The organism is Enterococcus sp. DIV1067f, assembly GCF_050543505.1.
In the GTDB taxonomy this organism is placed as follows: domain Bacteria; phylum Bacillota; class Bacilli; order Lactobacillales; family Enterococcaceae; genus Enterococcus_D; species Enterococcus_D entomosocium.
In genome coordinates, this window is sequence record NZ_CP172940.1 from 2,785,020 (window position 1) to 2,797,158 (window position 12,139).

11 protein-coding genes are annotated in these 12,139 nt (G+C 42.3%); 5 read left to right on the top strand and 6 right to left on the bottom strand.

What is annotated here, in order from left to right; translation table 11 throughout:
* The first annotated feature begins 3 nt into the window (after nucleotides 1–3).
* From IGJ42_RS12780 to IGJ42_RS12790, 3 genes are read left to right on the top strand one after another with little or no spacing between them, the layout of a single operon-like run.
* Complete coding sequence (locus IGJ42_RS12780; RefSeq protein ID WP_005234183.1) at nucleotides 4–660, top strand: DUF624 domain-containing protein; 657 nt, start codon at nucleotides 4–6, stop codon at nucleotides 658–660.
* Nucleotides 629–2,398: a sensor histidine kinase gene (locus IGJ42_RS12785; protein WP_008380747.1), complete on the top strand. Its 1,770-nt coding sequence runs from the start codon at nucleotides 629–631 to the stop codon at nucleotides 2,396–2,398. Before IGJ42_RS12780 ends, IGJ42_RS12785 begins: the two co-directional genes overlap by 32 nt.
* Complete coding sequence (locus tag IGJ42_RS12790) at nucleotides 2,395–3,846, top strand: response regulator (protein WP_005234181.1); 1,452 nt, start codon at nucleotides 2,395–2,397, stop codon at nucleotides 3,844–3,846. The genes IGJ42_RS12785 and IGJ42_RS12790 overlap by 4 nt, the downstream gene beginning before the upstream one ends.
* A gap of 155 nt (nucleotides 3,847–4,001) precedes the next feature.
* Here IGJ42_RS12790 and rhaM read toward each other — a convergent pair whose 3' ends face one another.
* Nucleotides 4,002–4,313 (bottom strand): L-rhamnose mutarotase, encoded by a 312-nt coding sequence (rhaM, locus tag IGJ42_RS12795; RefSeq protein ID WP_061053170.1) that lies wholly within the window; start codon nucleotides 4,311–4,313, stop codon nucleotides 4,002–4,004.
* Nucleotides 4,314–4,352: 39 nt separating this feature from the next.
* The gene (locus tag IGJ42_RS12800) at nucleotides 4,353–5,459 is read right to left on the bottom strand and encodes a glycoside hydrolase family 88/105 protein (RefSeq protein ID WP_430615687.1); all 1,107 of its coding nucleotides are present in this window, start codon (nucleotides 5,457–5,459) and stop codon (nucleotides 4,353–4,355) included.
* A gap of 132 nt (nucleotides 5,460–5,591) precedes the next feature.
* Here IGJ42_RS12800 and IGJ42_RS12805 point away from each other — a divergent pair, with 132 nt between their 5' ends.
* Nucleotides 5,592–6,476 (top strand): AraC family transcriptional regulator, encoded by an 885-nt coding sequence (locus IGJ42_RS12805; protein WP_008380738.1) that lies wholly within the window; start codon nucleotides 5,592–5,594, stop codon nucleotides 6,474–6,476.
* 122 nt (nucleotides 6,477–6,598) lie between these two features.
* Here IGJ42_RS12805 and IGJ42_RS12810 read toward each other — a convergent pair whose 3' ends face one another.
* The 3 genes from IGJ42_RS12810 to IGJ42_RS12820 form a co-directional block, all read right to left on the bottom strand.
* Nucleotides 6,599–8,023 carry a 6-phospho-beta-glucosidase gene (locus tag IGJ42_RS12810; RefSeq protein WP_086297909.1) on the bottom strand — a complete coding sequence of 475 codons (1,425 nt, stop codon included), beginning with the start codon at nucleotides 8,021–8,023 and terminating at the stop codon, nucleotides 6,599–6,601.
* 11 nt (nucleotides 8,024–8,034) lie between these two features.
* Nucleotides 8,035–9,891, bottom strand: a complete 1,857-nt coding sequence (locus tag IGJ42_RS12815) for a beta-glucoside-specific PTS transporter subunit IIABC (protein ID WP_315037105.1) — start codon at nucleotides 9,889–9,891, stop codon at nucleotides 8,035–8,037.
* 213 nt (nucleotides 9,892–10,104) lie between these two features.
* A complete protein-coding gene (locus tag IGJ42_RS12820) occupies nucleotides 10,105–10,260 on the bottom strand; it encodes a hypothetical protein (RefSeq protein ID WP_430615689.1) in 156 nt (51 codons plus the stop codon).
* Nucleotides 10,261–10,358: 98 nt separating this feature from the next.
* Between IGJ42_RS12820 and IGJ42_RS12825 the strand changes: the two genes are divergently transcribed.
* Complete coding sequence (locus tag IGJ42_RS12825; RefSeq protein WP_008380735.1) at nucleotides 10,359–11,180, top strand: MBL fold metallo-hydrolase; 822 nt, start codon at nucleotides 10,359–10,361, stop codon at nucleotides 11,178–11,180.
* Nucleotides 11,181–11,215: 35 nt separating this feature from the next.
* Here IGJ42_RS12825 and IGJ42_RS12830 read toward each other — a convergent pair whose 3' ends face one another.
* Nucleotides 11,216–12,103, bottom strand: coding sequence for a MurR/RpiR family transcriptional regulator (locus tag IGJ42_RS12830; protein WP_228095123.1), 888 nt, complete (start codon nucleotides 12,101–12,103; stop codon nucleotides 11,216–11,218).
* Nucleotides 12,104–12,139 lie beyond the last annotated feature (36 nt).

The window sequence follows — 12,139 nt, forward strand, 5'->3', positions numbered from 1 at the left end:
ACAATGAAAAAAATACAAACCGGACTGTTTCGTCTTTTTACGGTAACAGCTTATTTTGCTAAATTAAACCTTTTATGGCTTTTCTTTACCCTTTTAGGATTGGGGATCTTTGGCTTCGGTCCTGCCACCGCTGTCACGATCAAATGTTTACATGATTTTCGTAAAACTGGCCATGACTATTCGGTTGTTGCCTTCTGGCAAGCCTACAAGCAAGCCTTTCGCACCTTTTCCCTTTTTGGCATTGGACTATTAAGTACAGTACTCCTGTTATTGTTTAACTTACGGATCACTCATTTTTTCCCGACTGAAATGGCTTGGCTGCGCCCTGTCTATTTACTTTTAACGATTCTCCTCCTTTACACTGCATTCATCAGCTTTATGACCTATGCCAAAGCCGAACAACACGCTTGGAAACAGACCTTGTACGTCAGTATCTTTCTAGTCTTTCGCTACCCACTGCAAGGCCTTGCCTTGTTGTTTACCTGGTATTTATTGTTTCTCTTATTGACTGCCAAAACCTCTTTGTTACTCGTCTTTGGACTGGTGATTTTCTTGTTCTTCGCTGAATTTTTTCATGGTCAGATGATTGAAAAAACCAAACAATTGCAAGCAAAGCGAGGCAGTGTCCATGAAGTCCCAGAAGCTGATCAATCACTTTAAAAAGCAGCCTTTTGAGCGACAGTTACATTTTGTCTTTTTTGCGACGGTGGCAATTATCGTCTCATTGGCTGTTCTCCTGACCTTAGTTTGGCGACAAGTCTACATGGCGCAGCTGAAAGAAGCCGCGTATAAAGATGTCTCGATCATTTCAACAAATATCGCCAAGCGTTTAACTGCCGTCGAAACCCTCTCTTTTCGCATTATCGATAGTGCACCGATCCAAAATGGCCTACAAAGGATCTTGGCACAAGATTCCTTGCAATCCTTAGAGGCGATCGACCAAAAGAATGCCTTAAGTGCAGAAATCAACGCCCTCGTACGCAATGAATCAACGATTCAAAACGTCTATCTCTTTACCCCAACGAACGAAAACATGATCAACTTTCTAGCCGAGACCGACCATATCTTTAATGGCCAAACCATCAAAGATATGATCGAGACTTTGCCCGATAAGCCTGCCAAAGGGAGTTGGTTTTTTGCAAAAGACCTTTCTCAAGGCGTCTACCTGCGAAAAATCTATTCAACAGCCGATCTTTCTTTAACCTATATTGGTACGGTGATATTTCTAGTGAATACGTCCTTCTTTCGTAACGAGATCGAAAGTCTTCCCATTGTCTCCGAACAAAACCAATTTTTCATGGCGTATCAGAACCAATTTTATAGTACCGCAAATGACGAGCAAACCCTCGCTGCGGATCAAAATACCTTGCAGCAAAAAATGGAAACCTTCCAGCGATCGATCGGCTCCATGACGTTTGATAATCGCCAGTACTACTACGCAATGGATCGGAAGACGATGCCGAATATGACCTTCATTTATTTGCTGCCTGAAAATCAAGTCTTAGCTGATCTTTATAAACTACAAGGCCTTTCCATCGCTGTGAGTTTGCCTTTTTTATGTTTGATTATTGTTGTGATTCGGAAAATAAGCAATCAGCTGACCCGCCCTTTAGCTGACTTAGCTTCGCAAATGGCAGTTCTGCGGAAAACGAAAAAACTGGCCTCTTTAAAGACCCTCGCTGTCCCAGAAAATAGTCAAGAAGAGATCATGGTCCTTTATGAAAGCTACAATACGATGATCGATGAATTAAATGCCTTGATCAAGGACAATTATGAAATGCGTATATTGTCCCAAGAAATCGAATTTAAAGGATTGCAAGCGCAATTAGATCCACATTTTCTATACAATACGTTAGACTCGATCAACTGGATCGCCATTGAAAATCAGCAGTGGCAGATCTCAGAGATGGTCACCTCCCTTGCCTATTTGTTTCGAAAAAAAATCGATACCAAGTCTGACTTCACAACGCTACAAGATGAATTAGATATCGTGCACGCCTATATCAATATTCAAAACGTTCGCTTCGGGAAACGGATCGAGTATATCGAAGTAATTTTGGTGAATGACTTGTCCTTTAAGATTCCTAAGTTACTGATTCAACCATTGATTGAAAATGTCTTTAAATACGCCGTCAATGATATGAAGGAGACGTGTCGCCTCGTCCTTACGATTGAACAACAAGCAACCTTTCTCCAAGTCAGTGTCTCTGACAATGGCCCTGGTTTTAAAGCCAACTTCTCGATTGAAAAAGAAGGCGGCATCGGATTGACCAATATTCAAAAACGATTGCAACTGCATTATGGTGATCAAGCGTCCTTAGCCATCGTCTCCTCGATTCCCTTCAAAAAGACGACGGTGCGCTTTGTGATCCCCTTAAAAGGAGTGAGTGAAACATGAAAAATATCCTCGTTGTTGACGATGAACCCTTGATAGCAAATGGTGTGGCTAACCTCGTTGCTTCTTTTGATTTCCCATTAGTGGTCAAAGGAATTTACACAGACAGTGAAGAAGCCTTGGCATTTTGTCAGCAAAACACCATCGACATCGTGATTACCGACATCAATATGCCTAAAGTCAATGGACTTGCCTTGATCAAAAAATTAAAAGCCATCAATCCTGCGATTCAAATCATTATTTTGACAGGCTTTGGCAGCTTCTCCTTTGCCAAAGAAGCGATGGCTTTAGGGGTCAAATTTTTCCTTGAAAAACCTGTTTTTCCGAGCAAGCTTTCAGAAGCGTTGGCTGAGACGATCGAACGTTCTGAACGTCGTCAAATGGAATCTACCCTCTATTTAAAACAACAAATTGAACAATACATCAATAGCTGCGGAGAAGAACCGCTGCCTGAATCGTTCGTTTTTCCATTTTGTATGTACTTATTTGATTCGAAATTCTATCACGCCATCGCCAAGCGGATCGAAAGCTATGAGAACCATCACGAGTTGGTGATCGGTCATCAAAACAAAGTTGGCTATATCCTGAACTTCAGTACGGAAAATACCTTTAATCTCTTTTTTAAAACGAAGGTACAGGCTGCGCATCTAGGAAAAGGGATCGCCATCAATTGCTGGGTCGAAACCCCCGAAAAATTTTTACTCAGTTATCATTTAGGCAAGCGGAACTTGGATAAGGAGTTTTATTTTGATACCTTTGAAGTCATCCAAGAAGCCCAAATCTCACAAGAAAATGTCTATGAAAATAGTCTCTATATGGAATACCGTGAAAAACTTTTGGCATTGATCGACAAAGGCGAACTGACTTTAGCCCAAGTTCTTACGGAAAACTTTTTTTCTACCTGTCGCATGGAGCTTTACCCTGTCCAACTATTGCGGCTGCAGGTCAACGATTTGTTATCGGCAATTTTTGAAAACCATCGCATCAAAAAAGACATCTACTTTGATGACTATTCCCCAAAGATCATGCTCTTGAATAATTGGCACGAACTCCAGTTTATGCTGCTTCACTGTATCGATTTGATGCGGGGCAGCTTAGACGATAGCGAGAACATGCAGCTGTCCCAAAAAGTCAACCTGATCATCGAAGAATATTATGACCATGAAGCATTGTCATTGAAATGGATCGCCGCCCATCTTTTGTACTTAAATCCTGAATACTTAGGAAAAACCTATTACAAAGAAACCGGGATTCGCTTCAATCAAAAATTAGCCGAATACCGAATCCAAAAAGCACAAGAACTGCTGAAGAAAAACTACAAAGTCTACGAAGTGGCAGCGATGACGGGCTTTAGTAATGCCCCCGAATATTTTGTTCAAACGTTTAAAAAGATTACCGGTATGACACCAAAGAAATTTTTGAAGCAGCAAGAAAAAGCACTTCTCTCTTAACGTTTCTTCTATCCGAAATGACTGTGTTGCTATTTCAACAAAAGAGGTAGTCCGCTCACATTCGTGAGCGAACTACCTCTTTGACTAACCAGTAATTGATGTCAAACAATTGATGCGACCGTGTTCGTTTTAAGAAATAAACATTTTTGTCTAGCTTACAGCGTAAAGACTTCCTTTAACTCCTGTGTCACTGGCGAATCATCCGGATTTGTTTCCATAAGTTCTGCCATGTACTGCCACCATTTTTGGTTGATCTCGGTTGCCGCTAACTGCTGCCAGCGGGTTTCATCTTCAATCTCAAGGTAGCCAAACAACGCAAGGCTTTCTGGATCTAAGAAAATCTGGTAGCTTTTCGCCCCGTGTGCTATGAGCTGCTCTTTTAGTTCTGGCCATAGTTCGCGATGCCGTTTTTCATATTCTGCTTCATAACCAGGATGTAGCTTCATCCGAATCGCTTTTTTGATCATCTTTGTCTGCTCCTCTCTTTATTACGTAAGGTGTTCTGCTTAACAAAATGAAACCAATAGTTCAGTAAATGCTAAAACTGTCAGTGATTGCCCGTAAGGCATTGCTGTAATCGCGATGTTTTTGTAGTACGCCAAGTCTTCTCCCATTCCAGTACCGATGGAAACATTTTGGACTTCTCCATCTTCTGCGACTTGTTCGATCAAACCGGCTAACGCTTTATAGGCAACATCTTCCCAAGCTTTGTCAATGTAACGCTTATGAACGGCTTTTAAAATCCCATAGGCAAAACCAGCCGTCGCAGAAGCCTCCACATACGAGCTAGGATCATCTAACAAGGTGTGCCACAAACCACTTTCATCTTGCATTTCTTGCAAGGCAGCTAGTTGGTCTAAGAGGGTATTGATCAAGAAGCCTCGTAACGCATCTCCTTCTTGCAAGTCGAGAATGTCAATGATCTCAGGAATCGCAATGGTGATCCAGCAGTTGCCTCTTGCCCAAAGCGCTTGCGCATAATTGTGGCGTTCTTCAAAGGTCCAGCCGTGGAACCAAAGACCAGTTTTTTTATCAACTAAGTATTTGATATGGATCATAAATTGTTGTTTTGCTTCTTCGATATAGGCCGGACGATTCAGCAACATGCCAATTTTCGCCAAAGGCAAAGCGGTCATCATCAAGGTATCGTCCCAAAGCTGCTTGCGATTTTCTGGTCCATAGGTCGCATGCTGCAGACCATTTTCATCGGTTCGCGGCATATCATGCATGACCCATTCCGCCCATTGTTCAAGGTACGGCAAGTAACGAGAATCTTTGGTGTCTTCATAAAGATACGCCATTGCCAAAAGCGGCGCCATCGTGTTGACATTTTTAGGTGGCGCGCCTTCTAACATCCGCTGCTCAAACCATTCTTCCACAACTTGGAGCGCTTTGGGATTTTTGGTGATTTGGTAGTTTTTATAAATGCCGTATAGTCCCACCCCTTGCGGCCAGTTCCAAATCCCCCAGCTTTTATCATCAACGATCAAGCCGTCAAAGTCTAATAGAAATTCGCCATTATCATCCTTGATCGTCGTTAAATTTTCGATCATGCGATCAATTTTTTCTTCTACAACACGTTTTTCCACAAATAACTGTTCTAAAATCACCATTGGGTTCATCCTCTCATTTCTCTTTGATAGATTGATCGTAACACGCTTACATTTACACAAAAATAGCAGTTATTGACACTTTACTATCTATTCTTGTATGATAAAAACAAACGAGTACGAAAGGAGCCAATCATGGAGAAGCAAAGTGCGGATACGATGATCAACGATCGTTTTGAGGCCTTTCATATCAAAGACATCGTAGAAGAAAACAATACCCTTTATCATTACCATAGTTTTTATGAGATTCACTGTACCTTAAAAGGATCAGCGGTCTTCTTTATCGATGGCGGAGAATTCCCTCTAGAACCTGGTACGATCATCTTGATTCCTCCAAACGTCTTGCATCGAATCGTTCATCAAACTTCTGATTTTTTCGAGCGAACCTACCTGTATATCAATCCTAGTTATCTCGCTGCCCTCTCCACTACCCAAACAGATCTCACTGCCTGTTTTCGTAGCAACGGCGGCATCAACAGTCGTATTTTATCGATCGATGCCGACCAACTAGACCAGCTATTGCGTCCTTTACGCAAAAAAACGGATAGCAATTATGGCACCGACTTACTTTATCAAAATCATTTGATTGCGTTTTTGATTTCCATCAATACGATTGCCTATCAGGAAAAAGAACCGCTATTTTTATCCGACTCACTCTATAAAAATAAAGACATTTTGGCTGCTATTACCTATATCAATCAGCATTTGACCGCTGATCTCTCCTTAGAGACCGTCGCCAAAGCCCTTTTCATGAGCCCATACTCGCTTTCAAGGACCTTCAAAAAAGAAACTGGCGTCGCCTTTCATGCCTATGTGGTAAAGAAACGACTCTTAAAGAGCAAAGAAATTTTACGTAAAACCAGAAGCGCCACCGCCACGTTCGAAGCTTGCGGCTTCAACTCCTATACCCATTTTTTACGCTGCTTTAAACAAGAATTTCAGCTGACACCAAAAGAATTTTTACAAGAAGAAGCCCAAAATCAGTTTGTCCGTTTTACGCATTTTGCAGGGAAAAAATAGCAAGCCGTTGCAAAGCGCCAATCATTGGCTCGTGAAAAAAGAGTTGCTGCTTCCCTTTCCTGATGTTAGATGACACAATACAAAAAGAATGACACGAGGAAATGTGTCATTCTTTTTGTATGCTATAAAACTTCCCCATTTGAAGCGATCACTTTTTTATACCACTCAAAGGATTTTTTCTTGGTTCGTTTCAAGGTGCCGTTGCCTTGATCGTCTCGATCCACGTAGATAAAGCCGTAGCGTTTACTCATTTGACCGGTGCTGGCTGCTACAAGATCAATACAACCCCAAGTAGTATAACCAAGTAGTTCCACGCCATCGATCGTCACTGCATCTTTGAAGGCTTGAATATGTTTTTTTAAATAGTCGATCCGATAATCGTCTGCGACAAACCCATTCTCATCAGGGGTATCGATCGCCCCTAACCCATTTTCTACGATAAACAACGGTTTTTGATAGCGATCATACAATTGATTCAATGAATTTCTCAGTCCTAACGGATCAATCTGCCACCCCCACTCAGTCGATGATAGATGTTCATTTTTAATTGATGGAAAGAGATTCCCTGTCGCTTGCGCATAGTCTTCTGGGTGGGCACTGACCGTTCGCGAACAGTAATAAGAAAAACTGACAAAATCAACAGGAGAAGCCGCTAAAATCGCCTCGTCCTCAGGTGTTATTTTGATTGTTAAGCCTTCGCGCTCAAATTTTTTCAAGGCATAATTGGGGTATTTGCCTCGGGCTTGCACATCGATAAAGAAATAGCCTTCGCGATCACGATCGATTGCTTCTTGGTAATCTTCAGGTCGGCAAGTATAAGGATAATGACTGCCACCAGCCAGCATACAACCAACTTGATTGGTCGGATCGATTTCATGAGCCTTTTGGGTTGCTAAGGCACTGGCGACTAACTGATGATGCGCTGCTTGGTATTTGATTTCTTGACGATTGTCCCCTTCTTTAAAGACGATCCCGCCACCTACAAAGGGCTGATGCAGCAAAATATTGATTTCATTGATCGTCAGCCAATATTTGACCAACCCGCGATAGCGTTGGAAGACGGTTTCCGCATAAGTCACATAGAAATCAATGAGTCGGCGATTTTTCCAGCCACCAAATTCCTTGATCAAATGCAGCGGAACATCGAAGTGGGCAATCGTGACTAATGGCTCGATTTGATGTTTTCTCAATTCTTTGAAGATTTTCTCATAAAAAAGCAGTCCTTCTTCGTTGGGCGCTTCGTCATTGCCATTCGGAAAAATCCGTGACCAAGAAAGTGACATCCGATACACGTTAAACCCCATTTCGGCAAAAAGGGCAATATCTTCCATATAATGGTGGTACATATCAATGGCCGTTTGGGCTGGATAAAAAGAATCTTCCTGCCATTCCAACATTTCCAGTTCACCCGCAGCGACCTTTGCGCGATCAGGACCAGTTGGTAAGAGGTCGACATTTGATAAGCCACGTCCTCCTGCTAATACACCACCTTCTGCTTGATTGGCAGCCGTTGCACCGCCCCATAAAAAATCATCTGATAATCCCATGTTATTTCCTCCTAAACTTTGACTACAAGTACTTCCTCTTCTTTAGCTACCAAACCTTCTTTCACACGTTCGACTGCGGTATATTGTGGTGTATTGGTAACGATGATCGGTACTTGTGTGACATATCCTGCAGCTTTTATCTGCGGTACATCAAACGTCAGCAATCGCTGCCCTTTTGTAACTTTTTGCTCTGCTTCTACTAAAGCATCAAAATACTGACCATTTAGTTCCACTGTGTCTAAACCGACATGGATCAACAATTCGATTCCGGTGTCTGAAACCAAGCCAATCGCGTGTTTGGTAGGAAAAACAGCAGCGACTTTTCCATCAAAAGGCGCAATGACTTCACCGATGGGTTCATCGACCGCAAATCCTTTTCCGAGTGCTTCAGAAGCAAATGCGTCATCTTTGACTTGATTCAACGGAATCACGATTCCCGGTACAGGATTGATCAAGCCGGTATCTTCTAGTACTACTGCTTTCATCTCCGGAACATCAATTGTCACTTTTGTTTCATATTTGAAACTTAAGACATAGGTAACGGCCCCACTCACCACAGCTGCAATCACCAATGCGATAATGATGTTCCAAAAATAGCGCATCGTATCATCACCGATATATAGTAAGATTGCTGGGAGACCAGACGAACCGGTCGCAAAGCGATGCGTATTGGTCAAGCCAGCATACAAACCACCAGAAGCCCCACCAATCATTGCCGCAACCAACGGATATTTTTTGGGCAAATTGATGCCATATAAAGCGGGTTCGGTAATCCCCATGTAGGCAGTGATTGCCCCTGATACCGCCAACTGCTTAGTTTTTTTCTCTTTCGTACGCAATGCGACAACTGCTACTGCGGTTGCTTGAGCAATGTTTGAGACCAATGCCCCTGGACCAAAAATACTGTCATACCCAAGTTCTGCCATTTGCATCACCCCTAAAGGAGCAATCCCATTGTGCAATCCAAACATCACCATGATTGGCAAAAAGCCCCCAATCAAAACCGCTGGAACCCAGCTAGCATGGACACTTAAGAAGGTAAAGAAAGTTGCCAAATAACCACCCAAGATACTACCGATCGGTCCAAATAGCGAGAAGGCTAATGTACCCATTATCAAGAATGTTAGCATCGGAACAAAAACCAGCTCCACTGATTTTGGAATCACTTTGTTCAAAAACTTTTCGACATACGATTGGAAAAAAATCACGATCAGGATCGGAATGACTGATCCCGTATAATTTGCTAATGTAAAAGGAATAACCCCAAAAAAGTGAACGGGTTCGCCTGCTGTGACCAAGGCACCCCAATTAGGATGCATCATCATAGCAGCCACTGAAGCCGCTAAAATCGGATTGCATCGCAATTTTTGTGCCACAGTGAAGGCCAGGATCATTGGTAAGAAGAAGAAAACACCATCTGCAAAAAGATTCAGCATGTAATAGGTTTGCGAATCAGCCGTGATCACATCAAAAACGATCAATAAAGCCAAAACTGCCTTAACCATTCCGGCACCGGACAGTGCGGGAATAATTGGTTGAAACGTTCCTGCCACAAAATCGATCACTGCAGCTGCTGGTCCTTTTTTCTCCCCAGGTTCCGACGCCCCTGATGATTGAAGCGAAACCAATTTTGTGACTTCTTCATAGACATCTTTGACATGTGTTCCGATCACGACTTGATGTACCCCTGCGTTATTGATGTATTTGGCAACCCCATCGAGCGCCTCTAGTTCTCCTTGATCTATACGCTTTTCTTCATTGACTTTAAAGCGCAATCGGGTTTGACAGTGATAGGCATCCGTGATATTTTCTTGTCCCCCCAGATACTGGACGATTTTTTTTGCTAATGATTGATAATTTTCACTCATACATTCCACCCCTAAATAAATTTCAAAGAAAATCTATGTTGTATGTGCTTACCGGTATAACATACTGTTCTTTCTGCCAGCAATGTACCATTTATAGAGAGCGTTTCCAATATATTTTCCTAAAGACGAAATGGATTTCATCTTTTCATTAAAAACCGCTCTTTTTTCGAAATCCATTCCATTAAAAGACCAAACATCGCCTTGACGAAGCCACTAGAAACAATGATCTAATTTACTAGATGATTGTGTTACTTTTGATTTATCGCGATCATAATAGGCTTTTTCAACGTAATGGACCCACCAACCGAAAAAGAGCGCCCCGATGATCCCGCAACAACGGATCAAACCACTGCTTCTTCCCCCAACCATTGAAGCAATCCTTACTGAATCAACGATTTGGTCTAGCCTGTTATGAACGGCTATTCTGGGTTGGATTTATAAAAAACAGGCGAAGGGAACGAAGAAACATGACAAACGCGAAACAAGCAATACCCCCAAAAACGATTTTCTTTCATGAAGAAGCTTTTCAAAAAACAGATCAAACGATCATTCGCTGGTTAGGAAACTCCGGTATTCTTCTAAACAGCCGTGGTACATGTATCATGGTCGATCCGGTCTTAGAAGGATTTGACCTGCCGTTACTGATCGATCTGCCAATCAAACCGGCGGCAGTCCCTCACTTAGATGCGGTATTGATCACCCATTCAGATAATGATCACTACGGCATTCCGACGATTGAAAAATTAGTCCCGGTTACCGATAGCTTCCATGGACCCAAATATGTTGCCGAACTTATGCAAGAGCACTTTCAAGTTGCTGCCCAAGGTCACGAAATCTATGATTCATTCACCGTTAAAAATTTGGAGATTTCTTTAACAAAGGCGTATCACCTTTGGCAAAATGAGACGACAAAATTTGACCGTGTCTTCCAAATTGAGGACTATTGCGGCTTTTGGATCGATACTCCGGATGGTTCCTTGTGGATTCCTGGCGATTCTCGTCTCTTACCAGAACAATTAGAGATGCCTCAACCAGATGCGATCTTATTTGACTTTAACGACAACGCTTGGCATATCGGCTTTGAGAACGCCGTGAAACTGGCAAATACCTATCCTCATGCTGAATTGATCCTCTCCCATTGGGGAACAGTGGATGCTCCGCATATCGATGCTTTTAATGGGGACCCTGAAGCTTTGTACGATCGGATCGTCAATCCGAAACGGATTCGTCTAGTTGCTGCCGGTGAGCCGATCGAATTGAAATCAACCACTTCCAACAATTTAGAATAGGGAAAAAGGACCACACCGTTTTTGGTGTGGTCCTTTTATTCTTCTGCCATCTCTTTAAACGTCGTTCTTCGACTCGTTTCTAAATAACGAGCGTTGCTGATTTTCATTTGGATATTCTCCTGATAATCGAGGGAAAAAATCTGAGCAAACAAAACCGTCAAAAGGAATTGAATCGATTCTTCTGTGGAAAAATTTCCGATTTTAGAATATAGTTTTTCTCGGCTAGCAATCGTCAAGACGATTGTCGAATAGTCCCGCAAATAGTTGTCCCCACCACTCGTAAGACTGATAATTGGCACACCATTTTTCAGCAATGTTTTCACATTTTTCATAGGATAGGTCTCTGAATTATTTCCAGAATAAGAGATAAGAATGGCACAATCCTTCGGGGTCAGCGTTTGGGAAATCAAGCCCGCTTCGTCCGTATCCGCAACAAAGGCTTTTTTATGAATCGTGTTTAAGTTGCGTTTAAACAGCTGCCCGAAATACGAATTTGGACTACGCCCATAGATGACAACGTTTTGAGCGCCATTGATGAGTCGAGCGGCTTGATTCAGGTCTTTTACCGTCATAAGTGCCGCTGTTTCTTTAATCGTCTGCATGCGTAAGTTCGCCAAGTTTTCAATGATTTCTAATGTGTCTGCCGCCTCACCAAAAGGGATATTCACATCGATCGTTGCTGAGCCATCATCAAAGTGTGCCAGTTCATGCACGAAGGCATACACAAATTCTTTCCAACCGGAAAAGCCAAAATATTTTGCAAAACGGACTAACGTCGGCTTTGAGGTATGGGTCAGTTTTGCGATTTCTTCCATAGTATACTCACTGACTTTTTCCCGATTGCCTAGTAAAAAATCACCGATCGTCCTTCTTGCATCATTTTGTTTAAACGCTGCTTCTTCAATTTTTTGAAAAAGATACATCTGGTTCTCCCTTCTGATTGCTGCTGTTAGTTTTAC

What these genes read in the sequence shown, in the direction of transcription:
- IGJ42_RS12780 (WP_005234183.1), top strand. Translation starts at nt 4, where the DNA reads ATGAAAAAAATACAAACCGGACTGTTTCGTCTTTTTACGGTAACAGCT.
- IGJ42_RS12785 (WP_008380747.1), top strand. Translation starts at nt 629, where the DNA reads ATGAAGTCCCAGAAGCTGATCAATCACTTTAAAAAGCAGCCTTTTGAG.
- IGJ42_RS12790 (WP_005234181.1), top strand. Translation starts at nt 2,395, where the DNA reads ATGAAAAATATCCTCGTTGTTGACGATGAACCCTTGATAGCAAATGGT.
- rhaM (WP_061053170.1), bottom strand. Translation starts at nt 4,313, where the DNA reads ATGATCAAAAAAGCGATTCGGATGAAGCTACATCCTGGTTATGAAGCA.
- IGJ42_RS12800 (WP_430615687.1), bottom strand. Translation starts at nt 5,459, where the DNA reads ATGGTGATTTTAGAACAGTTATTTGTGGAAAAACGTGTTGTAGAAGAA.
- IGJ42_RS12805 (WP_008380738.1), top strand. Translation starts at nt 5,592, where the DNA reads ATGGAGAAGCAAAGTGCGGATACGATGATCAACGATCGTTTTGAGGCC.
- IGJ42_RS12810 (WP_086297909.1), bottom strand. Translation starts at nt 8,023, where the DNA reads ATGGGATTATCAGATGATTTTTTATGGGGCGGTGCAACGGCTGCCAAT.
- IGJ42_RS12815 (WP_315037105.1), bottom strand. Translation starts at nt 9,891, where the DNA reads ATGAGTGAAAATTATCAATCATTAGCAAAAAAAATCGTCCAGTATCTG.
- IGJ42_RS12820 (WP_430615689.1), bottom strand. Translation starts at nt 10,260, where the DNA reads ATGGTTGGGGGAAGAAGCAGTGGTTTGATCCGTTGTTGCGGGATCATC.
- IGJ42_RS12825 (WP_008380735.1), top strand. Translation starts at nt 10,359, where the DNA reads ATGACAAACGCGAAACAAGCAATACCCCCAAAAACGATTTTCTTTCAT.
- IGJ42_RS12830 (WP_228095123.1), bottom strand. Translation starts at nt 12,103, where the DNA reads ATGTATCTTTTTCAAAAAATTGAAGAAGCAGCGTTTAAACAAAATGAT.